22 protein-coding genes and 1 riboswitch are annotated in these 23,248 nt (G+C 65.5%); of the genes, 13 read left to right on the plus strand and 9 right to left on the minus strand.

The window, feature by feature from the left end:
- Window positions 1-213: 213 nt before the first annotated feature.
- Window positions 214-597, minus strand: coding sequence for a carboxymuconolactone decarboxylase family protein (locus UNPF46_RS22710; RefSeq protein ID WP_142251497.1), 384 nt, complete (start codon window positions 595-597; stop codon window positions 214-216).
- Between the two features lie 178 nt (window positions 598-775).
- On the opposite strand from UNPF46_RS22710, the gene UNPF46_RS22715 reads away from it, so the two are divergent.
- Window positions 776-2,713, plus strand: coding sequence for a TIGR02302 family protein (locus UNPF46_RS22715; protein WP_142251498.1), 1,938 nt, complete (start codon window positions 776-778; stop codon window positions 2,711-2,713).
- Window positions 2,701-3,843 carry a DUF4175 family protein gene (locus UNPF46_RS22720; protein WP_100177857.1) on the plus strand — a complete coding sequence of 381 codons (1,143 nt, stop codon included), beginning with the start codon at window positions 2,701-2,703 and terminating at the stop codon, window positions 3,841-3,843. Before UNPF46_RS22715 ends, UNPF46_RS22720 begins: the two co-directional genes overlap by 13 nt.
- Window positions 3,844-4,000: 157 nt before the next feature.
- Here the strand turns inward: UNPF46_RS22720 and UNPF46_RS22725 are convergent, their stop codons facing one another.
- Both UNPF46_RS22725 and UNPF46_RS22730 read right to left on the minus strand, forming a co-directional pair.
- Window positions 4,001-4,375, minus strand: a complete 375-nt coding sequence (locus UNPF46_RS22725) for a response regulator (RefSeq protein ID WP_092186647.1) — start codon at window positions 4,373-4,375, stop codon at window positions 4,001-4,003.
- A 49-nt stretch (window positions 4,376-4,424) separates the two neighbouring features.
- Window positions 4,425-5,303: an MJ0042-type zinc finger domain-containing protein gene (locus UNPF46_RS22730; protein WP_181770065.1), complete on the minus strand. Its 879-nt coding sequence runs from the start codon at window positions 5,301-5,303 to the stop codon at window positions 4,425-4,427.
- 203 nt (window positions 5,304-5,506) lie between these two features.
- Between UNPF46_RS22730 and ftsE the strand changes: the two genes are divergently transcribed.
- The 4 genes from ftsE to UNPF46_RS22750 all read left to right on the plus strand — a co-directional run bounded on the left by ftsE (window position 5,507) and on the right by UNPF46_RS22750 (window position 8,856).
- Entirely contained in the window at window positions 5,507-6,166 is a 660-nt protein-coding gene (ftsE, locus tag UNPF46_RS22735) for a cell division ATP-binding protein FtsE (RefSeq protein WP_063694655.1), read from the plus strand.
- Entirely contained in the window at window positions 6,159-7,127 is a 969-nt protein-coding gene (locus tag UNPF46_RS22740; RefSeq protein WP_100177856.1) for a cell division protein FtsX, read from the plus strand. Before ftsE ends, UNPF46_RS22740 begins: the two co-directional genes overlap by 8 nt.
- A 227-nt stretch (window positions 7,128-7,354) precedes the next feature.
- Window positions 7,355-8,059, plus strand: a complete 705-nt coding sequence (locus UNPF46_RS22745) for a YdcF family protein (protein ID WP_142251499.1) — start codon at window positions 7,355-7,357, stop codon at window positions 8,057-8,059.
- Between the two features lie 23 nt (window positions 8,060-8,082).
- Window positions 8,083-8,856, plus strand: a complete 774-nt coding sequence (locus UNPF46_RS22750; RefSeq protein ID WP_142251500.1) for a lysophospholipid acyltransferase family protein — start codon at window positions 8,083-8,085, stop codon at window positions 8,854-8,856.
- Here UNPF46_RS22750 and UNPF46_RS22755 read toward each other — a convergent pair.
- The gene (locus UNPF46_RS22755) at window positions 8,853-9,455 is read right to left on the minus strand and encodes a gamma-glutamylcyclotransferase (protein ID WP_174718986.1); all 603 of its coding nucleotides are present in this window, start codon (window positions 9,453-9,455) and stop codon (window positions 8,853-8,855) included. The two genes, UNPF46_RS22750 and UNPF46_RS22755, sit on opposite strands and share 4 nt — an antisense overlap.
- Window positions 9,456-9,565: 110 nt before the next feature.
- On the opposite strand from UNPF46_RS22755, the gene UNPF46_RS22760 reads away from it, so the two are divergent.
- Window positions 9,566-10,750, plus strand: coding sequence for a DUF2125 domain-containing protein (locus UNPF46_RS22760; RefSeq protein WP_142251501.1), 1,185 nt, complete (start codon window positions 9,566-9,568; stop codon window positions 10,748-10,750).
- Window positions 10,751-10,809: 59 nt separating this feature from the next.
- Here the strand turns inward: UNPF46_RS22760 and UNPF46_RS22765 are convergent, their stop codons facing one another.
- From UNPF46_RS22765 to UNPF46_RS22775, 3 genes are read right to left on the minus strand one after another with little or no spacing between them, the layout of a single operon-like run.
- A complete protein-coding gene (locus tag UNPF46_RS22765) occupies window positions 10,810-11,745 on the minus strand; it encodes a prephenate/arogenate dehydrogenase family protein (protein ID WP_142251502.1) in 936 nt (311 codons plus the stop codon).
- The gene (hisC, locus tag UNPF46_RS22770) at window positions 11,742-12,839 is read right to left on the minus strand and encodes a histidinol-phosphate transaminase (RefSeq protein WP_142251503.1); all 1,098 of its coding nucleotides are present in this window, start codon (window positions 12,837-12,839) and stop codon (window positions 11,742-11,744) included. The genes UNPF46_RS22765 and hisC overlap by 4 nt, the downstream gene beginning before the upstream one ends.
- 36 nt (window positions 12,840-12,875) lie before the next feature.
- Complete coding sequence (locus tag UNPF46_RS22775) at window positions 12,876-13,724, minus strand: chorismate mutase (protein WP_100177850.1); 849 nt, start codon at window positions 13,722-13,724, stop codon at window positions 12,876-12,878.
- 156 nt (window positions 13,725-13,880) lie between these two features.
- Window positions 13,881-13,960: riboswitch (SAM riboswitch) on the plus strand.
- 89 nt (window positions 13,961-14,049) lie between these two features.
- Between UNPF46_RS22775 and metX the strand changes: the two genes are divergently transcribed.
- Together metX and metW are read left to right on the plus strand one after the other, a co-directional pair.
- Window positions 14,050-15,252 carry a homoserine O-acetyltransferase MetX gene (gene metX / locus UNPF46_RS22780; protein ID WP_100181231.1) on the plus strand — a complete coding sequence of 401 codons (1,203 nt, stop codon included), beginning with the start codon at window positions 14,050-14,052 and terminating at the stop codon, window positions 15,250-15,252.
- A gap of 15 nt (window positions 15,253-15,267) precedes the next feature.
- Window positions 15,268-15,930, plus strand: coding sequence for a methionine biosynthesis protein MetW (gene metW, locus UNPF46_RS22785; RefSeq protein ID WP_142251504.1), 663 nt, complete (start codon window positions 15,268-15,270; stop codon window positions 15,928-15,930).
- Window positions 15,931-16,044: 114 nt separating this feature from the next.
- Here the strand turns inward: metW and UNPF46_RS22790 are convergent, their stop codons facing one another.
- Window positions 16,045-16,908: an alpha/beta fold hydrolase gene (locus UNPF46_RS22790; RefSeq protein ID WP_142251505.1), complete on the minus strand. Its 864-nt coding sequence runs from the start codon at window positions 16,906-16,908 to the stop codon at window positions 16,045-16,047.
- 217 nt (window positions 16,909-17,125) lie between these two features.
- On the opposite strand from UNPF46_RS22790, the gene UNPF46_RS22795 reads away from it, so the two are divergent.
- Window positions 17,126-17,797, plus strand: a complete 672-nt coding sequence (locus UNPF46_RS22795) for a TIGR02594 family protein (protein ID WP_142251506.1) — start codon at window positions 17,126-17,128, stop codon at window positions 17,795-17,797.
- Window positions 17,798-17,927: 130 nt separating this feature from the next.
- Here UNPF46_RS22795 and UNPF46_RS22800 read toward each other — a convergent pair whose 3' ends face one another.
- Complete coding sequence (locus UNPF46_RS22800; protein WP_142251507.1) at window positions 17,928-18,731, minus strand: MOSC domain-containing protein; 804 nt, start codon at window positions 18,729-18,731, stop codon at window positions 17,928-17,930.
- Window positions 18,732-18,972: 241 nt separating this feature from the next.
- On the opposite strand from UNPF46_RS22800, the gene clpB reads away from it, so the two are divergent.
- The 3 genes from clpB (at window position 18,973) to UNPF46_RS22815 (ending at window position 23,134) form a co-directional block, all read left to right on the plus strand.
- Window positions 18,973-21,612: an ATP-dependent chaperone ClpB gene (clpB, locus tag UNPF46_RS22805; protein WP_142251508.1), complete on the plus strand. Its 2,640-nt coding sequence runs from the start codon at window positions 18,973-18,975 to the stop codon at window positions 21,610-21,612.
- A gap of 308 nt (window positions 21,613-21,920) precedes the next feature.
- Window positions 21,921-22,847 (plus strand): hypothetical protein, encoded by a 927-nt coding sequence (locus tag UNPF46_RS22810; RefSeq protein WP_142251509.1) that lies wholly within the window; start codon window positions 21,921-21,923, stop codon window positions 22,845-22,847.
- Between the two features lie 29 nt (window positions 22,848-22,876).
- The gene (locus tag UNPF46_RS22815) at window positions 22,877-23,134 is read left to right on the plus strand and encodes a hypothetical protein (protein WP_142251510.1); all 258 of its coding nucleotides are present in this window, start codon (window positions 22,877-22,879) and stop codon (window positions 23,132-23,134) included.
- Window positions 23,135-23,248 lie beyond the last annotated feature (114 nt).

A 23,248-nucleotide genomic window follows, 5' to 3' on the forward strand; every position in this document is an offset into this window, starting at 1 on the left:
AGCCGGCTCACGGCGTCAAGCGCCAAGGACCCAACGGCTTCCCGCCCACCATCATTATGACAGGCTTTTCAGACACAGGGACCCATAATCCCGGGAGGAGTTGTTATGCCGAAGCGGTCACTCCTGGTCCCCGTAACCACGTCTCCCTGTGGTTATGGATCCCGGATCTGCGCTCCGCTTGTCCGGAATGACAGTGGAGATTGGTGCTAAGCCTCACGCCTTGCCGTCGATCTCCGCAAACACCTCGCGCGCGATGCGGAAGCTGTCGACGGCGGCCGGCATGCCGCCATAGATCGCGACCTGCATCAGGATTTCGCGGATCTCCTCGCGGGTGACGCCGTTGGTGAGCGCGCCCTTCAGATGCGCGCGGAATTCGTGCTGGCGGTTGAGGATCGCGATCATGGCGATGTTGAGCATGCTGCGGGTCTTGCGCGGCAGCTCCTCGCGGCCCCACACGGTGCCCCAGCAATATTCGTTCAGCATCTCCTGGAACGGACGGTTGAAGTTGTCGACGTTCTTCAGGGCGTTGTTGACATAGGCTTCCCCGAGCACCGCTTTGCGGACTTCCAGGCCCTTGTCGTGCATCTTCTTGTCCATGGCGTTCCCTCTGCTTTCCCTGCATTTCCCTTGGGTGGCGCGCGGAAATTACGGGGTCGGGCGGGGCCAGTCACGTCCTCGTGTTATGCGGGAAAAGGGGTGTCTCCCGTACCGGAACGGATGCCTCAGTGCTGCCGTTGTGATAGGCTCCCCTCGACCGGGCAACCTGGAGAGTTGATTGAACGGCGTCACCCCCGACCCGTCAGACCCGACCCGCGACAGTGACGCTCTGTCGCGGCTGAAGCTGGCGCAGGCCCTCGATCGGGCCATTTATGCCATCGCGTGGGAGCGTGCCTGGCCGCATCTGGCGCGGCTTCTGACCGTCGTCGGGCTGTTCCTGGTGGTGTCCTGGGCCGGCCTCTGGCTGGCGCTGCCGTTCATTGCCCGTGCCATCGGTCTTTTCATTTTCGCCGGCATTGCGATTGCCGCGCTGTTACCCCTGATTCGCTACCGCTGGCCGAGCCGCGAGGAGGCACTTGGCCGGCTCGACCGCGGCTCCGGCATCCGACACCGCCCGGCCACGACGCTGACGGATACGCTGTCCTCGCAGGATCCGGTCGCGCAGGCGCTGTGGCAGGCGCAGCGCGAGCGCACGCTGGCCTCGCTCAAGCGCATCCGCGCCGGTTTGCCGCATCCGCGGCTGGCGTTGCATGATCCCTGGGCGCTGCGCGCGCTGGTCATGGTGTTGCTGGTCGCCACCTTCTTCGCCGCCGGCGACGAGCGTGCGATGCGGCTCGGGGCTGCCTTCGACTGGAACGGCGTGCTGGCGCCGGCCAATGTTCGGGTCGATGCCTGGGTGACCCCGCCGCTCTATACCGGCAAGCCGCCGATCATCCTGTCGGCCGCCAACAAGGAGGCCGCCGCGCTGCCGGCCGCCGGTCCGCTTGCCGTTCCCGCCGGCTCGACCCTGATCGTGCGCTCCTCCGGCGGCGCTCTCGATGTCGTCGTCTCCAGCGGCCTCAAGGAGGTTGCCCCCACGGAGGCCGCGCCCAAGGGCACCAACGAGAAGCACTTCACCATCACCGCCGACGGCACCGCGCATGTCCGTGCGCCCTCCGGCCAGCCGCAATGGGCGTTTGCGGCAACCCCGGACCGTGCACCGACGATCTCGCTCGCCAAGGATCCCGAGCGCCAGGCGCGCGGCGGGCTTCAGCTCTCCTACAAGATCGAGGACGATTACGGCGTTACCGGCGCGGAGGCGCACATCGCCTCGCGCGCGAACGACGCCAAAGACGGCGGCAAGGAGACCGACGGCAAGACCGCGGCGCGGCCTTTGTTCGAGCCGCCGAAATTCCCGCTGGTGCTGCCGAATGCGCGCACGCGCAACGGCGTCGGCCAGACGGTGAAGGACCTTAGCGAGGACCCCTATGCCGGCGCCGACGTCACGCTGACGCTCACCGCCAAGGACGAGGCCGGCAACGAGGCCAGGAGCGAACCCTTCAACATGCGCCTGCCCGAGCGTCTGTTCACCAACTCGCTCGCGCGCGCGCTGATCGAGCAGCGCCGCATCCTCGCGCTCGATGCCAACAAGAATTCGGACGTCTACACCGCGCTCGACGCGCTGATGATCGCACCCGAATTGTTCACGCCGGATGCCGGCTGCTATCTCGGCCTCCGGAGCCTTGCGACCCAGCTCGAAGCCGCCCGCACCGACGACGCGCTGCGCAATGTCGTGGCGAGCATGTGGGCCTTCGCGACCACCATCGAGGACGACGGCGTCGCCGGCAGCGTCAACGCCGCGCTGCGCTCGGCGCAGGACGCGCTCAAGGCGGCGCTGGACCGCGGCGCCAGCGAGGACGAGCTGAAGGTGCTGACGCAGAAGCTTCGTGAGGCCATGGCCGGCAAGGTGCGCGATCTCGCCCGGCGCGCCGAGCAGAATCCGCTCGGACCGCGGCAGCCGTTCCCGGCCGAGGTCCAGCTCATCCTCGACAAGGCGATCGAGCTGCGACAGAAGACCCAGCACGCGACGGCCGAGCAGCTCGCGGAGCTGGCCCAGCAGCAGGACGCGTTGCGCGAGCAGCTTCAGGCCTATCGGAAGTCGGCGAACAACCGGGCCAACAAGGCGGGGGACGACAAGACCAACCAGTTTACGCGGGACCGGAAATGCGGAAGCTAGCACGCGTGCCAGTCTTGAAGGCGATGTCGATCGCCTGCCTCGCTCTGCTGCTCGGCGGTGTCTCGCCGGCCGTTGCCCAGCTGGATCAGGATCCCGACGCGCTGCTCGACAGCGCCGAAAAGGCGATGCAGGAGTCCGGCGACAGCCTCAGGCAGAAGGAATCCGGCAAGAGCCTCGGCAACCAGTCCGACGCCATCCAGAAGCTCGAGGAGTACAAGCGGGCGACGGAGCGGAGTCAGTCCTCCAGCCGAGACCGCAACTTCATCACGCAACGCGATCTCGACGAGTTGCTGAAGCAGATCGAGAAGGCCGCGCGCGAAGGCAATAAGGAGGCGGCCCAGCGCATGCTGGAGCAGCTCGCGCAGATCATGGAAAATCTCCAGATGGCGCAACCCGGGCAATCCGGCGAGAGCGAGATGGAGCAGGCGCTGAACGAACTCAGCGACATGATCCGCAAACAGCAGCAATTGCGCGACAAGACGTTCAAGCAGGGCCAGGACTCCCGGCGTGACCGCTCGCGCGGCAAGCAGGGCGACCAGTCGATGTCGGACCTGCAGCAGGATCAGCAGTCGCTGCGCGACCGCCTGAAGAAGCTGCAGGACGAGCTCGCCAAGCGCGGCCTCGCGCAGAAGGGACAAAAGGGCCAAAAAGGCCAGCAGGGTCAGAAAGGCCAGCAGGGCGATCCGGGCCAGAGCGGCGATCAGGACGGCGACCAGGGCGATGACGACGGCAGCCTCGACGCCGCCGATGGCGCCATGGGCGATGCCGGCTCGAAGCTCGGCGAGGGCAATGCCGACGGTGCCGTGGACTCGCAGGGCAAGGCTCTCGATGCCATGCGCAAGGGCGCGCAGAAGATGGCCGAGGCGATGCAGCAGGGCGATGGCGACGGGCAGGGCGATGGTCCCGGCAATCGCGCCGGCCGTCAGCAGAGCGGCGGCAATCAGACCGATCCGCTGGGGCGCCCGCTTCACGGCCGCGATCTCAGCGACGATTACTCCGTCAAGATTCCCGGCGAGATCGACGCCCAGCGCGTCCGCCGCATCCTCGAAGAGCTCCGCCGCCGCCTCGGCGACAGCTCGCGCCCGCAGATCGAGCTCGATTACATCGAGCGACTGCTGAAGGATTTCTGAGGCGAAGTCGCCACAAGCTCACTGTCATCGCCCGGCCTTGACCGGGCGATCCAGTATTCCAGAGACAGCAGTGACTAAGTCGATAGGCCGCGGCGTACTGGATGCCCCGGACAAGCCGGGGCATGACAGCGGTATGTGTGGTTAAGGGCGCCCGCCACTAACCCTTCTTCGCCGCCAGCGCGTCCGCCACGGCGGTGCGGATGTCGGCGACCGAGAACGGCTTCGTCACGACGTCGTGCACCAGCGCATTGAGATTCGAGGCGCGCTCGCGCTGGTCGGCGAAGCCGGTCATCAAGAGAATGGTCAGATCGGGAAAATCGCGTGCGGCCGAAAGCGCGAGCGCAATACCGTCCATGACAGGCATCTGGATGTCGGTGAGCAGGAGGTCGAAGGCGCCGTCCTCGCGAGTCAGGATCTCCAGCGCCTCGGCGCCGTCTTGCGCGGTGACGGTCTGGTGGCCGTCCATGGCGATCGCGCGCGCCACCAGCTGGCGCATCGAATCCTCGTCGTCGGCGATCAGGATTTTCGGCATCAGATCAACTCTTGGGACGAACCTTCCCGTGCAGGACTGTGCAAGCTGATTATACGCTGCCGCCGGCAATGTCGCGCCGGTTGAAGAATCGAACGTCGATATTGCGGCCCTCCGGCGGCGGCGAGGCGAGGCGCGAGCGGAAGAAGGCGCGCTCGCCGGGCCGCAGCACGGTCTGCTCCAGCACCGTATTCCAGGCGTAGATCTCTGCGCCTTGTGCGTCGCGCACGGCGAAGCGCAGCCGCGGGATGTCGAGCGGCTTCTTGCCCTCGCCGACGATCACGCCCTCGATCACCAACACCTGCTTACCGTCAACGGTCTCGCTGGACAGCTTGACGTCCTTGAAGGCGAGGCCCCGCAGGTTCACCTCGAGCCCGACCATCTTGTAGAACGCCGCCGTCTGCGGCAGCAGCCGCACCATGTCGCCGCGCCAGATCACCAGCGCCAGCACCAGCGCGCCCATGGCGGCGCAGGCGGTCGGCAGACCGAAATAGGATTTTCTAGGGGGCGTGGCGGCGACCGGACGGCTGACCCGTGCACCGCGACGGCTGAACAGGCCGCGGAACCAGGACTGGTGCTGCACCCCGACGACCTCCTCCTCGGCCGCCCGGGCCGCCGCGGACCACTCGTCCTCGGTGTCCTTGGCCTCTTCATCGGGCCAGTCGCTGGCGATCGAGGGGCTATCGACCACGGGCGTATCAGTGGCGCTCTCGTCCTTGGCGTAGGAGTTCCACTGCTCGGCGAGATCGGATTGGTCGTCGGCCTGGCTGGCTGCCGCCATGGCCGGGACGGATGCCTCCTCGATGGCATCCTCGGCATGGGCGATCCAGGTCTCCTTGCAACGGGAACAGCGGACCGCCCGCCCGTTCGCCCCCAGGCTCGCAAGCTTGATGGCGTAGGATGTCATACAATGGGGGCAGACGATATGCATGGACGAGCCTTGATGCATGAACCGGGACTTGAACGAGGTCTTGACCATGACCCGCCAGGAAGGACGGGACGGCCAGGATGTTGCCAAATATGCTACAGGCCGACCGTTAACGAACCGGAAACCATAACGGCGGCAAAACCCGTTGATCGCGCATGGCGGAGCGCAGCAATGCGACCCGCGCCCCCTCTCGAACGGAGCTGAACTTGGTTCGGTTCGAAAATGTCGGATTGCGTTACGGTCTGGGGCCGGAGATCCTGCGCGACCTCAGTTTCCAGATCCCGGCGCATTCGTTCCAGTTCCTCACCGGCCCGTCGGGTGCCGGCAAGACCTCGCTGCTGCGCCTGTTGTTCCTGTCGCACCGGCCGACGCGGGGCCTCGTCAATCTGTTCGGCCACGACATCTCGCAGCTCGGCAAGGACGAGATCGCCGATCTGCGCAAGCGCATCGGCATCGTGCTCCAGGATTTCCGTCTGCTCGACCATATGACGACCTACGAGAACGTCGCGTTGCCGTTCCGCGTCATGGGGCGCAGCGAGTCGAGCTATCGCAAGGAGGTGATCGATCTGTTGCGCTGGGTCGGGCTTGGCGAGCGCATGGACGCGCTGCCGCCGATCCTGTCGGGCGGCGAGAAGCAGCGCGCCGCGATCGCGCGCGCGGTGATCTCGCGGCCGCAGCTGCTGCTTGCGGACGAGCCGACCGGCAGCGTCGATCCGACACTCGGACGCCGCCTGCTGCGGCTCTTCATCGAGCTCAACAAGTCAGGCACCGCGGTCATCATCGCCACCCACGACATCGGCCTGATGGATCAATACGAGGCCCGCCGTCTCGTGCTGCATCAGGGACGGCTGCACGTCTATGAATAGGACCGACGAGCGCGGCGTGCTGGTCGATCTCGGACAGGAGCGTCCGCAGCTTCCGGCCAGGGCGCGCAACATGTCGCCGATCGTGCCGCGCGCCTCGATCCACGGCCGTGCGCTGGTCGCCGTCGTCGCCATCATGACCTTCCTGGCGTCGATGACCACGGGCACGGTGCTCCTGGTCAGCGCCTCCGCCGCGGAATGGCAGTCGGACGTCGCGAGCGAAATCACCATTCAGGTCCGCCCGCAAACGGGGCGCGATCTCGACCGCGACACCGCGGCCGTGACCGAGGCGATGCGCGCGCAGCCCGGCATCGTCGAGGTCAAGCCGTTCAGCCGGGAGGAGAGCGGCAAGCTGCTCGAGCCCTGGCTCGGCACCGGCCTGTCGATGGACGATCTGCCGGTGCCGCGCATGATCATCGCGCGCGTGCAGCCCGGCACGCAACTCGATCTCGGCGCCCTGCGCGCCCGCGTGACGCAAGTGGCGCCGAGCGCCAGCGTCGATGATCACCGCGCCTGGATCGAGCGGATGCGCTCGATGACCAACGCCACCGTGCTTGCCGGCCTCGGCATCCTCGCGCTCGTCATCGTCGCCACCATCATCTCGGTCTCGTTCGCGACCCGCGGCGCCATGGCGGCGAACCGTCCGATCGTGGAGGTGCTGCATTTCGTCGGCGCCGGCGATCGCTACATCGCCAACCACTTCCTGCGTCATTTCCTCCGGCTGGGCCTCGAGGGCGGCGTGATCGGCGGCGGCGTCGCCATGCTGGTGTTCGGCTTCTCCGAGTCGATCGCCGGCTGGTTCTCCGGCACCCCCGTCGGCGACCAGTTCGCCGCGCTGCTCGGCACCTTCTCGCTGCGGCCCTCGGGCTACATCGTGCTCGCGGTCCAGGCCGTGCTGATCGGCGCCATCACCGCAGTGGCCTCGCGCCAGACGCTGTTCGCGACGTTGAACGATGTGGATTGAGGTTTTTCTCTTCTCCCCTTGTGGGAGAAGGTGGCGCGAAGCGCCGGATGAAGGGTTCTGCCCACGCGTACAAATGTCGAGGTGAACGCGCGGAGATAACCCCTCACCCGGCTCGCAGCTTCGCGGCGAGCCACCCTCTCCCACAAGGGGAGAGGGTTCAGAAACCGGACTCCACTTCGCCTCAAAACGTTTTAAAATCACCCCAGGGAAGGGATCACCGACATCACATGACCTCGCCGACCGACGATCAATCGCCGAAACTGCCGCGCGGCTGGCTGCGCGCGACAATCGTGTCGACGATTGCGCTCGCCTTCGTCGGCGCTGCGGCGGGCTTCATCGCGTTCCTGTCGCAATTGCGCGGCGCCGAGATCGCGCCAAGCCGCAAGGCTGACGGCATCGTGGTGCTGACCGGCGGCTCCTCGCGGGTGTCGGATGCGATGGAGCTGCTCGCTGCCGGATACGGCAAGCGGCTGTTGATTTCCGGCGTGCATCCGACGTCGACGGCGAGTGACATCTCGCGGACGCTGCCGGAGAACCAGTCCTTCATGACCTGTTGCGTCGATCTCGACCGCACCGCGCTCTCGACCCGCGGCAACGCGGCGGAGGCGCGGCGCTGGGCCGAGGGGCGCCGGTTCAAGTCGCTGATCGTGGTCACCTCGAACTACCACATGCCGCGTGCGCTGGTGGAATTCTCGCATGCGATGCCGCAGACGATTCTGATCCCGTTCGCGGTGGTCGGTGACAAATGGCGCGAGGAGCCGTGGTGGACCTCGGCCTCCACCCTGCGGCTGCTGTTGTTGGAATATGTCAAGTACATCGCGGCCGAGCTCAGGGTGCGGCTGGAGGATTTCGGGATTGACCTTTCGCCCGAGATGTCGGAGCAGCCTGCAGGTCAGCAGCCGAGGCGGCCCGCCACCGCCCAGGCCAACTGATCGGCAAAATAATCGGATCCTCGATGTTCCCAGTTTTCCTGCGCTCGCTCGTGTTCAACGTGCTGTTCTATGCCGTGCTGGTGTGCCTCGCGATCGTGGCGCTGCCGACCTTCGCATTGCCGCCGCGCGCGATGCTGACGGTCGCACAATGGTGGGCCAAGGCGACGCTGGTCCTGATGCGCGTGATCTGCAACATCAAGGTGGAATTCCGCGGCGTCGAGAACATCCCGACCGGACCATTGGTGATCGTCGCGAAACACCAGTCGTTCTGGGAGACGTTCGTGCTGCCCGGCTTCTTCAACCGCCCGATCTTCATCCTCAAGCGCCAGCTGATGCAGATCCCGGTGTTCGGCCAGTTCCTGGTCAAGACCGGGATGATCGCGATCGATCGCAATGCCGGCGTGAAGGCGTTGCTCGACATGACGCGGCGGGCGCGTGAGGCGGTACGGGGCGGAAAACAGCTCGTCATCTTTCCGGAAGGCACGCGCCGCGCGCCGGGTGCTCCGCCCGACTACAAGACCGGCTTTGCGCAGATCTATTCGTCCTGCGGCGTGCCTTGCCTGCCGATTGCGCTCAACTCCGGCCTGTTCTGGCCCCGCCGCACCTTCATGCGCTATCCCGGCACGCTGGTGGTGGAGTTCCTCCCCCCACTGCCGCCGGGCCTGCCGAAGGACGAGTTTCTCTCCCGCGTGCAAACGGCGATCGAGGATGCGACCGGCCGTCTCGTCGAAGCGGGCCGCAGGGAGCAGGAGCAGTTGATCGGCTCGGCGCCGAGCTACGCGCCGACCGGGGGCTAGCGGTCTTCGGCTGGCGTCGGCGCGTGCAGGGAATGCCCATCACCATGCAGCATGGTTGCAAGCTGATGCAGTTGCGCATCGCGAAAGCCTTCGGCCTCGATCGCCTTCACCGTCGCGGTGACGTAGTCGCGGTTGGCGCCCGACTGGCCGTGGCCCTGGACGACATGACGGTGCTGCTCGGTGAGCGAGAGCCGGCCGGCATATTGAACATGGCCGCGGTCGACGACATAGGCGAGCGCGGAGACGCGCGCCCGTGCATCGTTCTCCAGCCAGACCGAGCGCATCACCTCGCGATAGACCGATGTGACCTGCTCTCGCGCCCGAAGGTAAGCGACAACGTCTGCGCGATTCTTCTCGGCGACGCGGAAGGCGATGCCGCGGCAGGCGCCGCCGCGGTCGAGCCCAAGCACCAGGCCCGGCTTTTCCGGCGTGCCGCGATGCACGAAGGAATAGACGCAGAGCGCACGATGTTCGCCGACCAGCCGCGCCGGGACGCGCTCCTCGAACGCGAAGCCCGGCCGCCACATCAGCGAGCCGTAGCCGAACACCCAGAGGTCGCCCTTGGCGGTGGTGATGGAGGAAAGGGTAATTTCCGACATTTCGGGCACGGCTACCAGAATGGGGGTTCCAAGCGAAGCGAATTCTCTGCCTTTCGCCGCAGGCGCGCCTCGCTTACATTTGCCAAAATCCGGGGTCAAAGGGTCGCCGCATGTCCAATATGACCGTTGCCGCAGGCCGTCGCTCCCGTTGGGGCCTTTTCATCGCACCCGTTTTCGTCCTGGTCCTTGCCGTCGCGTGGAGCTGCTTCTGGTTCTATGCGGCCTCGCAGGCCGAAGTGGCCGCAGACGCCTGGCGGGCGCAGGAGGCCAAGTCCGGCCGCATCTATGATTGCGCCAAGCGCTCGATCGCCGGCTTCCCGTTCCGCTTCGAGGTCCAGTGCTCCGGCGCCAGCGTCGCCCTGGTGTCGCAGAACGCGAGCAAGACGCCGTTCACGGCCAAGCTCGACAACATCCTGGTCGTTGCCCAGGTCTACGATCCCAAGCTCGTCATCGCCGAATTCTCCGCGCCCGCAACGCTGATCGATGGCGTTACGCAGAACACCTTCGTGGTGAACTGGAGCAAGGGCCGTAGCAGCGTGGTCGGCCTGCCGGCGGTGCCGGACCGCGCCTCCATCGTGTTCGACGATCCCACCCTCAACCGGCTCGACGGCAGCATGCAGGTGCCGCTCGCGCGGGCCAAGCAGGTCGAGCTGCACGGCCGTCTCGCGGACGGCTCGCCGGCCGATCATCCCGTGATCGAGACCGTGGCCCATATCGCGCAGGGCAGCATCCAGGGCGTGCATCCCCTGCTCGCCGAGCCGTTCGAGGCCGACACGCGCGCCAAGATCACCGGCCTGTCCGACCTCACGCCAAAGCCCTGGCCGCAGCGCTTCCGTGAAATCCAGGCGGCCGGCGGCCATATCGAGATCGTGCAGTCGCGGATCCAGCAGGGCGAGATGATCGCAGTCGCGGCCGGCACGCTCGGCCTCTCGGCCAATGGCCGCCTCGACGGCGAGTTGCAGATGACCGTGACGGGCCTCGAGCGCGTGATCCCGGCGCTCGGCATCGAGAAGATGCTGGAGGAGGGCGTGCCGCAGGCAACGCTCGATCGCGTCGCGCCCGGCGTGAAGTCGCAGGACCTCACCAATTTGTTCGGCGCGCTCGACCGCGCCGTCCCCGGCCTCGGCAAGGTCATCAAGCAGAACGCCAATGCCGGACTTGCCGCCGGCATCAACTCGATCGGCACCGAGAGCACGCTGGAAGGCAGGAAGGCGAGAAGCTTCCCGTTGAAGTTCGCCGACGGCGCCGTGCTGCTCGGCCCGGTCAAGGTCGGGCAAATTCCGCCGCTGTATTGAAGCCGCTCTCGTCATTCCGGGGCGATGCGTAGCATCGAGCCCCGGAATGACCAGCGAAACTACGGCTTCTTCAGCGCGCCATGCTGGCGGCCGAAATCCGCCGCGGCCGAATCCTGGCCGATCTCGACGATGCCGCGGCGAATGGCGCGGGTGCGGGTGAAATGGTCGAACAGCGCTTCGCCGTCGCCGCGGCGGATGGCGCGGGTGAGCTTGGACAGGTCCTCGGTGAAGGTGCCGAGCATCTCCAGCACGGCCTCCTTGTTGGCGAGGAAGACGTCGCGCCACATCGTCGGATCGGAGGCCGCGATGCGGGTGAAATCGCGGAAGCCGCCGGCGGAGAACTTGATGACTTCGGATTCCGTCACCTGCGCCAGCTCGTCGGCGGTGCCGACGATGGTGTAGGCGATCAGATGCGGCAGATGGCTGGTGATCGCGAGCACGAGATCATGGTGATCCGGCGTCATCACCTCGACCTTGGCGCCCATCGCGGCCCAGAAGGCGCGCAGGCGGTCGGTCGCCGCGGCGTCGACGCCTTCCGGCGGGGTGAGGATGCACCAGCGGTTGATGAAGAGCTCGGCGAAGCCTGAATCCGGCCCCGAATGCTCGGTGCCCGCGACGGGATGCGCCGGCACGAAATGAACGGTCTTCGGCAGATGCGGCGCCATGTCCCTGACGATCGCACCCTTCACCGAGCCGACGTCGGAGACAACAGCACCGGGCTTCAGATGCGGTGCGATCTCCTGCGCCACCGGCCCGCAGGCCCCGACGGGAATGCAGAGGATGACGAGGTCGGCATCCTTCACCGCCTCCGCATTGGTCGCCACGACCTGGTCGACGATGCCGAGCTCGAGCACCCGCGCGCGCGTCTTCTCCGAGCGTGCGGTGGTGACGATCTCGCCGGCGAGCCCCTGGAGCTTCGCAGCGCGCGCGATCGAGCCGCCGATCAGGCCGAAGCCGATCAGCGCGACGCGCTGGAAGTGCGCCTGCGCACTCATTTGCCGGCCATGAAGTCGCGCAAGCCGTCGACCACGAGGCGGTTGGCCTCCTCGGTGCCGATGGTCATGCGCAGCGCATGCGGCAGGCCATAGTTCTTCAGCGCGCGCAGCACCAGGCCGCGCTTGGTGAGGAAGGCGTCGGCGTCGTCCGCGGTCTTGCCCTTCTCGGTCGGGAAGTGCATCAGCACGAAATTGGCGACGCTCGGCGTCACCTTCAGCCCGAGCTTGGTGATCTCCTCGGTCAGCCAGTTGCGCCAGGTCTCGGTGAACTGCTTCGACATCGCCTGATGCGCGGTGTCTTCGATCGCGGCGACCGCGGCATACATCGCCGGCGTCGACACGTTGAAGGGGCCGCGGATGCGGTTGACCGCGTCGATGATGTGCTCGGGGCCGAACATCCAGCCGATGCGCAGCGCGGCGAGGCCGTGGATCTTGGAGAAGGTGTGCGTCACCACCGTGTTCTCGGTGGTGGCGACCAGCTCGATCCCCATCTCGTAGTCGTTGCGGGAGACGTAATCGCAATAGGCGGCGTCCAGCACCAGCAGCACGTGCGAGGGCAGGCCGGCGCGCAGGCGCTTGACCTCGTCGAACGGCACATAGGTCCCGGTCGGGTTGTTGGGGTTGGCGAGCCAGACCAGCTTGGTCTTCGGCGTCACGGCCTTGAGGATGGCGTCGACGTCGCAGGTGAGGTTCTTCTCGGCCGCGACGACGTTCTTGGCGCCGACCGCCATGGTCGCGATCGGGTAGACCAGGAAGCCGTGCGTGGTGGAGATCGCCTCGTCGCCGTGGCTGAGATAGGTGTGCGCGAGCAGATTGAGGATCTCGTCCGAGCCGGCGCCGCAGATGATGCGGTTGGGATCGAGCCCGAAAGAACGGCCGATCGCTTCGCGCAGCACGCGCGAGGTGCCTTCCGGATAGTCTTCGAGATGATCCGCCACGCGCTTGAACGCCTCGATCGCCTTGGGCGAGGGCCCGAACGGCGTCTCGTTGGCCGAGAGCTTGAACACCTTGCGGCCCGGCTCGGCGACCGGGCTCTTGCCGGGCGTGTAGGGCGCAATATCGAGAATGCCGGGATTCGGCACGGGGCGGGACATCTTCAACTCCGAAAGTGGCTTTAAGCGGTACGCGATTTACGATTTTGGCCCGGTCGGGGGCACCGTATAGCGCGTTGCGTGGCTGCCGACGAGGGCCGTGGAGCGCACCGAGGCCCCCGCCTCGATCAGGGCAGCCCTGATTTTGTCGATGCTGGTCGCGCTCGTGACCGAGACCAGCAGCGCTGCGCCGTCGAAGGCGGTGTCGGGCACCGCCACGATCTCGGCGAGCGGCGACAGGGCGCGGGCGACCTCGGCGTTCCACCCGGACACGCGCACGCTGAAGGTCTCGACCTCGGTCACCAGGGCGCTGTCGGGGACGCGCGAGATCGCGAACACCGGCAGCGCGGCCGGATGGTCGGCGCGCTCGACGAACGGCATGCGCGCGATGATCTTCGGCGCGCCTTTTTCCTCGAGCGAGAGCCACCACGGCGTGCGGCTCGACGTCGCCGAGACCAGCGCCAGGTCGCCCTTGGATTTCGCCACCGCCTCGACCGCGGCCTGCGCGCTGAAATGCGCGACGTAAGGCACCGTGAAGCCGAAATGAAAGCGCGCGGAATCGCGCATCGCCGGCTCGCTCACCGAGATGTCGGCATGCACGGAGAACGGCGCCTGCACGTAGGTGAAGGTCGAGATGATGACGCGCCAGATGCTCTCGACGGTGTCGAGCGGCAGGATGCCGCGATGACGCTGCACGATCTCGCGCATCATGGAGGCCTCACGCGCGGGGCGGAATGCCGAGCCGACCTCCTGGGTCTGCTTCACCTGGATCAGGCGGTCGATGATGTCGCCGCGCTGCATCAGCAGGCGATGCATGGCCTCGTCGATCGCGTCGATCTCCTTGCGCAATTCCTGCAATGACGGCGGCGCGGGCGGACGTTGAGACATGTTGGGCTGTCGATCGTTCCGATGGGGGATGTCCTGATTAGGCAGTCGGGGCGGCGAAAGCAAAGAGAAATGACGTCCTTCCCGGTCGGCGCGACGGAGGCGAATTGGGCCGATCCGGGCCGCGACTTGACGAAAACCGCCCAAGACGGTAGCTTTTGCCCGTTCCGTGGTCATTTGAGCCGGCCGGCTTGCAGCCACGTTAAAAAACTCGCTAAACAGGCCGGGGACGCTTTCGATCCCGGCCGAACCTATCGTTCAGGCCGGGTTTTTCATGGCCTGATGCAAGTGGCGATCACGCGTTTGATCGCAAACGAGGTCGATGGTCATGGATGGCGTCAAGTCGATACCGAGTCCTGCGATCAGCGCTGACGAGCGGTCGCATGAGGTGGATCATCCGAGCTCGCAGGTCGCGCATTTCGGCACCGAGCAGCCGCTGCGGCTGGATTGCGGCGTCGATCTCACCCCGTTCCAGATCGCCTACCAGACCTATGGCGAGCTCAACGCCGATCGCTCCAACGCGGTGCTGATCTGCCATGCGCTGACCGGCGACCAGCATGTCGCCAACGTGCATCCCGTCACCGGCAAGCCGGGCTGGTGGGAGACCCTGGTCGGCCCCGGCCGCCCCATCGATCCCAAGCACTACTTCATCATCTGCTCCAACGTGATCGGCGGCTGCATGGGCTCGACCGGGCCGGCGTCGATCAATCCCGCCACCGGCAAGGTCTGGGGCCTGGATTTCCCTGTCATCACCATCCCCGACATGGTGCGCGCGCAGGCCATGCTGATCGACCGGCTCGGCATCGACACGCTGTTTGCGGTCGTCGGCGGATCGATGGGCGGCATGCAGGTGCTGCAATGGACCGCGGCCTATCCTGGCCGCGTGTTCTCGGCGCTGGCGATCGCCTGCGCGACGCGGCACTCGGCGCAGAACATCGCCTTTCACGAGCTCGGCCGCCAGGCCGTGATGGCCGATCCCGATTGGCACGGCGGCGGCTATGCCGATCAGGGCATCCATCCGCATCGCGGGCTCGCGGTGGCGCGGATGGCGGCGCACATCACCTATCTCTCCGACGCCGCGCTGCATCGCAAGTTCGGCCGGCGCATGCAGGACCGCGACCTGCCGACCTTCTCCTTCGACGCCGATTTCCAGGTCGAGTCCTATCTGCGCTACCAGGGCTCCTCCTTCGTCGAGCGCTTCGACGCCAATTCCTACCTCTATCTGACGCGCGCGATGGACTATTTCGACATCGCCGCCGATCATGGCGGCGTGCTCGCCAAGGCGTTCGCGGACATCAAGACGCGCTTCTGCGTGGTCTCCTTCACCAGCGACTGGCTGTTCCCGACCTCGGAATCGCGCGCGCTGGTGCATGCGCTCAACGCCTCGAGCGCGCGGGTGTCGTTCGCCGAGATCGAGACCGATCGCGGCCACGACGCCTTCCTGCTCGACGTTCCCGAATTCTTCGACATCTCCCGCGCCTTCCTGCAATCGGCAGGCAAGGCCCGCGGGCTCACCTCCAAGAACGACTGACGAGGACGGCTAGCGATGTCTGTACAGGAAGTGTTGCCGCTGGGCGGCCTTGCGACGGGACAGTCCGGTCATTTTCGCGCCGACCATCTCCTGGTCGCCGACATGGTCAAGCCTGGCTCGAAGGTGCTCGACGTCGGCTGCGGCGAGGGCGATCTGCTCCAGCTGCTGGAAACGCGCGGCATCGACGGACGCGGCATCGAGCTGTCGCGCGAGGGCGTCAACCGCTGCGTGGCCAAGGGGCTTGCGGTGGTGCAGGGCGACGCCGACACCGACCTCGTCAATTATCCGGACGACGCCTTCGACTACGTGATCCTGTCGCAGACGCTGCAGGCGACCCGGCAGCCGAGGGTGGTGCTGGAAAACCTGCTGCGCATCGGCCGCCGCGCCATCGTCTCGTTCCCGAATTTCGGCTTCTGGAAGATGCGGCTGCAGCTGCTGATCGGCGGCCACATGCCACGTACCGAGAACCTGCCGGCGACCTGGTACGACACCGCCAACATCCATTTCTGCACCATCAAGGATTTCGTGCAGCTCTGCGACGAGATCAACGTCAAGATGGAGCGCTCGGTCGCGCTCGATCTCTACGGCCGCCCGGTGCCGCTGAACCTGCCCTGGTGGGTGTGGAACATGTTCGGCGAGCAGGGCGTGTTTCTGCTGAGCCGCGGCGGGGGAAAATAGTCTCTCGTCGTCATTCCGGGGCGCGCGAAGCGCGAACCCGGAATCCATCGTGCCGCAGCGTATGACGTCCAATGGATTCCGGGCCCGCGCCTTTGGCGCATCCCGGAACGACAGCTAATGCGCGGCCAGCGACCTGGGATCCCGCGCCGGCCAGCGGCCCGCCTCGACCAGCGTGACGAACCGCTCCACGCTTTCGTTGAACAGCGCGGGCTCTTCGAGGTTGAGCACGTGGCCCGATTTCGGAAACATCGCCAGCCCCGCCGCGGGCAGATGCTTCTTCAGGAACAGGCTTGGCCCGATACACGGATCGTCCTCGTCGCCGCAGATGATCAGCGCCGGCGTCGTCGCCTTCGCGATCGCGTCCGTCATCGTATAGATCGAGGGGCGGCCGCCCTGGAAGCCGCGCATCGTGCGCGCCGAGCCCTTGGCGTCGTGGCGCGCCAGCGCGGCGTAGAAATCGGCGTGTCCGCGCGGGTCCTTCACCAGGAACGGAATCCGGCTCGGTGCCTCGCGCGTGATTTTTGCGACCTCGGCGGAGCCCAGCGTCTCGAACTGCTCGGCATTGGCGCGGCACTGCTTGCGCCAGGCCTCCAGGTTTTCGAGCTCCGAGCCGGAGCCGACGCCGGCCAGCGTCATCGACAGCGCGCGCTGCGGCGCGTTCAATCCGATCTGCAGCGAGGAATAGGCGCCCATCGACAGGCCCACGAGATGCGCGCGCTCGATCTTGAGATGATCGAGCACGGCAAGCGCGTCGGTGTAGAAATGTTCGTAGGTGTAGACCTCGCCCTCAGGCACGTCCGACGGCGTGTAGCCGCGCGCCGAATACGTGATGCAGCGGTGGCCGCGCGAGAAGTAGCGCATCTGCGGCTCCCAATTGGTGTAGTCGGCCGCGAACTCGTGCAGAAAAATGATCGGCGTTCCCTGACCCGCTTCTTCGAAATAGATGCGGACGTCGTCCCTGGTCGTGGCGTGGGGCATTAACCGTTTCCCTCTCTTCAAGCCGCCTTTGCAGGATTGCAGTTAATGCTGTTGTCCGCAATGCGGCGGCATTGAACCAGTGTCGGCACAAAATCATCACAGCTATTCGCGGGCAGCCCGCGTCTTTTTCTCGCCACATCCGGCGGCTTAACGGCCAGACGGATGTCGGCCTCAGCGAGGGGCGGACGGGAAGTGGGGTGTCAACGAAGGATGAAGAATGGTTGAGTTGTTTGCGTCTCGCCTGTCGCGTTGTGTTGTTGCGCTGGCGATCTTCTCCGCGGCGGTTGCCGCAGTCGTTTCTCCGGCCTCAGCGCGGCCGCATCATCGTCATAGCGCAGAGCGGCACGCTTACGTGCACCACGCCAGACATCATCATTATCGCCATCATGCGAGCCGCTCGCGCTTCGAGCGCAGCGCCGCGCAGTTGCAGGCGAGCGGATTCGCCGACACCCAGGCGAGCTACGATCCGAACGCCAACGGCGGCGGCATGGCCCATAGCGCCATGGCGAACACCGCAATGGCCAATAGCGGCTTCGGCGGCGGATCGAGCCTTGTATCCGAGGCGCGCCGCTATGTCGGAGGCAATCCGACCGGGCGCGGCAGCCTGTGGTGCGCGCGTTTCATGAACATGGTGCTGGAGCACACCGGCCATAAGGGCTCCGGCTCCGACATGGCGAGCTCGTTCGCGCGTTACGGCACCCGCGTCTCCGGTCCGCAGGTGGGCGCCATCGCGGTCATGTCGCGCGGCCGCCGCGGCGGTCATGTCGGCATCATCACCGGCATCGACGCGCAGGGCAATCCGATCATGATCTCCGGCAACAACGGCAACCGCGTCCGCGAGGCGCCGGTCTCGCGCGGCCGGATCTATGCGTATGTGATGCCGAATTGAGGTGAGATCGGTAGGGTGGGTTAGCTGGTGGTCGCGCGAAGCGCGGTCCGCTTGCGTAACCCACCTCTTCTGTTTCGGCGGAGACAGGCGGTGGTGGGTTACGCCTACGGCTAACCCACCCTACGAACCGTCACACCAATCTCGGCTCTTCCACCGCGACCGCATCGCCGATGCCGATCTCGCCACCTTCGATGACCTCGCCATAGATGCCGCAGTCCATGTGGCCGAGATGACGCGAAAGCGTCGGCGGGATCTCGAGATCGCGCTTGGCCGTCACCGGGTCCACATTGGTGGCGGGGCAGCGGACGATGCGCTTGACGACCTTCAACCGGGCCTGCCCGATCGCGAGCGTCTGGCCGACGAGATCGAGCTCCGACCAGGCCGGCCACCCCGTCACGTAGAGATTGGCGCGGAAGCGCAAGGGATGCACCGCGGTGCCGCCCAGCATGGTCTCGATCGCGCGCACGCTGTTCAGGTTGATGATGGAGACGACCTTGCGGGCGACGTCGGAGAAGCTGTGGTCGCGGCCGGACAGAACCTTGGGCGGCCCCTTCAGCTCCGGCTGGAAATTCTCCGTGAAATAGCGCTCGATGGCGGCGCGCCCGGCCGCGGTCTCGAGGTCTCCGCTGGCGACGGTCTGGCCGTCCTTGCGGATGGTCAGGACGTTGCTGGCATCGTCGAAGCGGCTGTCGAGCTCGGCCAGCCGCTCATTGCGCGCGAGCATCAGGAACTGGATTTTCGGCTTCCACTCGGGCTGCTCGGGATCGAAGCCGCTCGGGCCGTTCTCGATGGCGTAGCGGCGGTCGGCGGGAAGGGTCTGGCCCGTCCGCAAGGGGACGCGGCGCAGAGGCTCCGGCGTCAGGCCCTTGATCGGGTAGCGGTACAGGCCGGTAATCTCGGCGGTCTGGCTGGCTGGCTTTGCGGCAGGGATCATGCCGTTACTTAAGGGATTCGCCCCGGCCCCGCCAAGCCGGCGGATCGGCGCACGAAATTGTGAACTCGCCTCTTTCGCATCCGCAACCTGCTTCCCACATCTGCCTCAGGCCGGCGGCAACGTCGGTAAATGACGATCGTTTACCGCTTGAGAAACCTCAATGCAGTCAGCGGAAACCCAATGAAGATGCCGTATTGGGGTGCCTTAGAGGGCCCCGAGGGCAGGCCGAGGGACAAAAGAGATGAATATCGAAAAGTATACCGAACGCTCCAGGGGCTTCATCCAGTCCGCGCAGTCGCTTGCGATGCGCGAGGGGCACCAGCAGTTTTCCACCCTGCATATGCTGAAGGTCCTGCTGGACGACAATGAGGGGCTGGCTTCCGGCCTGATCGACCGCGCCGGCGGCAATTCCCGCGCAATTCTGAAGGCCACCGAGGACGCTCTCGGCAAGGTGCCGAAGGTCTCCGGCGGCGGTGCCGGGCAGATCTATCTGGCACCCGAGCTCGCCCGCACCTTCGACGCGGCCGAGAAGGCCGGCGAGAAGGCCGGTGACAGCTTCGTCACGGTCGAGCGGCTGCTGCTCGGCCTCACGCTGGAGAAGACCAGCGAGGCCGGCGTGATCCTCAACAAGGGCGGCGTCACCCCGCAAAACCTCAATGCGGCAATCGAGGCGCTGCGCAAGGGCCGCACGGCCGACAGCGCGACCGCCGAGAACGCCTATGACGCGCTGAAGAAATATGCCCGTGACCTCACCCAGGCGGCGCGCGACGGCAAGCTCGACCCGGTCATCGGCCGCGACGAGGAGATCCGCCGCACGATCCAGGTGCTGTCGCGCCGGACCAAGAACAATCCCGTCCTGATCGGCGAGCCCGGCGTCGGCAAGACCGCCATCGCCGAAGGCCTCGCGCTGCGCATCGTCAATGGCGACGTGCCCGAGAGCCTGAAGGACAAGAAGCTGCTGTCGCTCGACCTCGGCGCGCTGATTGCCGGTGCAAAATACCGCGGCGAGTTCGAGGAGCGGCTGAAGGCCGTGCTTCAGGAAGTGACCGGGAGCGAGGGCACCTTCATCCTGTTCATCGACGAGATGCACACGCTGATCGGCGCCGGCAAGGGCGACGGCGCGATGGACGCCTCCAACCTGCTCAAGCCGGCGCTCGCCCGCGGCGAGCTGCACTGCATCGGCGCGACCACGCTCGACGAGTACCAGAAGCACGTCGAGAAGGACGCGGCGCTTGCGCGGCGCTTCCAGCCGATCTTCGTCAGCGAGCCCTCGGTCGAGGACACCATCTCGATCCTGCGCGGCCTGAAGGACAAGTACGAGCAGCACCACGGCGTGCGGATCACCGATTCCGCGCTTGTTGCGGCGACGACGCTGTCCAACCGCTACATCACCGACCGCTTCCTGCCCGACAAGGCCATCGACCTCATGGACGAGGCCGCGGCGCGGCTGAAGATGCAGGTCGATTCCAAGCCCGAAGAGCTGGATTCGCTCGACCGCGAGATCATCCGGCTCAAGATCGAGCAGGAGGCTCTGAAGAAGGAGAGCGATCCCGGCTCCAAGTCCCGGCTCCAGACCCTGGAAAAGGATCTTGCCGAGCTCGAGGAGAAGTCGGCGGCGCTGACCGCGCGCTGGAGCGCGGAGAAGAACAAGCTCTCCGATGCCCAGAAGCTGAAGGCCGAGCTCGACGGCTTGCGTGTCGAGCTGGCCAATGCGCAGCGGCGCGGCGAATTCCAGAAGGCCGGCGAGCTGGCCTATGGCCGGATCCCGCAGCTCGAGAAGCAGCTTGCCGATATCGAGGCCAAGGAGAACTCCGGCGAGATGGTGGAGGAGGCGGTCACCGCCAACCACATCGCGCAGGTGGTCTCGCGCTGGACCGGCGTGCCGGTCGACAAGATGCTGGAAGGCGAGAAGGAGAAGCTCCTGAAGATGGAGGAGCAGCTCGGCCAGCGCGTCGTCGGCCAGGCCGAGGCCGTGCGTGCGGTCGCGACCGCCGTGCGCCGTTCGCGCGCAGGCCTGCAGGACCCGCACCGTCCCACGGGCTCGTTCATGTTCTTGGGCCCGACCGGCGTCGGCAAGACCGAGCTGACCAAGGCCTTGGCGGAGTACCTGTTCAACGACGAGACCGCGATGGTCCGCCTCGACATGTCCGAATACATGGAGAAGCACTCGGTCTCACGGCTGATCGGCGCGCCTCCGGGCTATGTCGGCTATGATGAGGGCGGCGCGCTCACCGAGGCGGTGCGGCGCCGGCCCTACCAGGTCGTGCTGTTCGACGAGATCGAGAAGGCGCATCCTGACGTCTTCAACGTCCTGCTGCAGGTGCTCGACGACGGCCGCCTGACCGACGGCCAGGGCCGCACGGTCGACTTCCGCAACACGCTGATCATCATGACCTCGAACCTCGGTTCGGAGTATTTGGTGAACCAGCCGGAGGGCGAGGACACCTCGGCCGTGCGCGAACAGGTGATGGGCATGGTGCGCGGGCATTTCCGGCCCGAATTCCTCAACCGCGTCGACGAGATCATCCTGTTCCACCGCTTGCAGAAGAGCGAGATGGGCCGGATCGTCGAGATCCAGTTCGCGCGGCTGCAGAAGCTGCTGACCGACCGCAAGATCGTTCTGACGCTCGATGCCGCGGCTCGCGACTGGTTGGCTGCCAAGGGCTGGGACCCCGCCTACGGCGCAAGGCCGCTGAAGCGCGTGATCCAGCGTCACCTCCAGGATCCGCTCGCCGAGATGATCCTGGCCGGCGACGTCAAGGACGGCGACAACGTTGCGATCTCGTCCGAAGGCAACGTGCTGACTTTCAACGGCAAGGCGCCGCAGACCGCCGAGATCGCCCAGTTCGAGGCGCCGACGGCGAAGCGGAAGCTGAACTGAGGCCGGCGTTCGAAGCCTGAAACGATGATCGCCCCGGAGAGGCCAACCTCTCCGGGGCGATTTTTCTTGAGGGGACGTTGGCAAGTTCACGGCACCTGCCGGAGCCCTGCTGCCCGTCGTGCGCACGCGGTCTGGTGCAGCCTCACCGACATATGCACGCCATCTACAATTTTGGTGCGCTGCACGCAGAAGGGGTGTTGTGCAAATGAAACACGGCAAGCGCTTTATCGCTCTGGCTGTACGAATCTTCTTGAACAACCCGTCACATCGTCGCCACAATCCCTAACGGGGAGTTAAGGGGGCGTGGGATGCGTAGCGTGGGGGCGTTGCGTCGACGAATAGCGTTCAGCGTCTTGATGCTGGCCGGCCTTGTCTTATCGGGGTGCAAGACTTGGGATAGCGGGCCCGATAGGCTCTATACCCCGGCAGAAGAATTATCGCGCGCACGCGCGTGGTTGGACGGCGATACGGGCGCTGACGGCAATCGCCACATCCAGGGAATGGTCGAACGTTACTATTCTGTGGACTCACGCAGTCCGACAGCCGAAGGCGATCGAGTCTTCTATCGCAATGAAATCATCGCGCGACGGATGTACATCATCGATCTCGAGTACTCGGAGTATGAGACGGCATTGACGAATGAGCGACAGAAGTTCGGCTTTGGCACGTCGGTGGTTGCGCAAACCCTGACAATCGCGAGTTCGCTCACAACTCCGCTTCGCTCCGCGCAAATTCTGGCAGGCGCCTCGTCTGGGGTGAGCGCAGCTCGTGGATTCTATGACAGCGAAATTGTCATCGCGAAGACGATTCAGATCGCTCAAGGACATATGCGAGCGAAGCGTGATGAAATTGCCAAGCGCATTATTCCCTTACGCGACGCAACGTCGGCAGCTTACCCGCTCTCGGCGGCCCTCCATGATCTCGAAGACTATTATCGGGCCGGTACACTCACCGCTGGATTGATTGAAGCTGTCGGAAAATCGGGAGAGGCGGCGGATGACGCCGCCTTGCAGAAGGCCGTTGTTATAAGCGGAATTTATAGCCCGGATTCATCCACCAGAATTTTGGATGCCTTTCTAAGGCCAGGTGGGGGCAATACGCCAATCAATCGGACCAACCTGAACGCAGCGAATGCCTGCTTGCCCAAGGGATATAAAGACGTGCGAAGCATCCTCACGAGTTCAGGTCTAGTAACGGTTAGACGCCAGGTTATGGACTGCCTCAAGCTCACTTGAGTGGCGAAGTAGCAATGTTGGAGGGAGTGATGTCTGAACTTATAACTAGCAGGCAAAGTGCGATCAGCTTCGTAGAGTTCAACATCAACGAAGAAGCCATGAAAATAACTCTCACACTGAACAATAACGGTACTTATACTGGTACCACGGAATTTGATGCTAGCGGACCTGTACCAGACGCAGCATCGGCGGCCGCCGCCAAGACCGCGGCGAAGGCCGCGATCGAGGCCGGTAATGATACGATCGAGGTGACACTGGCAGCCGATGGCAAGTATGCGGTTGCGTAGCGGGCACCAAAAATAGCCACCTGCCATTTTGACCTTGATCTAGGCGTGGTTGAGCCGTCGTTCGTCGACATCATTCTGCTGGTGGCTCACCGAGGCCGACGGCCGAATGGAACG

This window comes from Bradyrhizobium sp. UNPF46 (assembly GCF_006658625.1).
GTDB lineage: Bacteria > Pseudomonadota > Alphaproteobacteria > Rhizobiales > Xanthobacteraceae > Bradyrhizobium > Bradyrhizobium nitroreducens.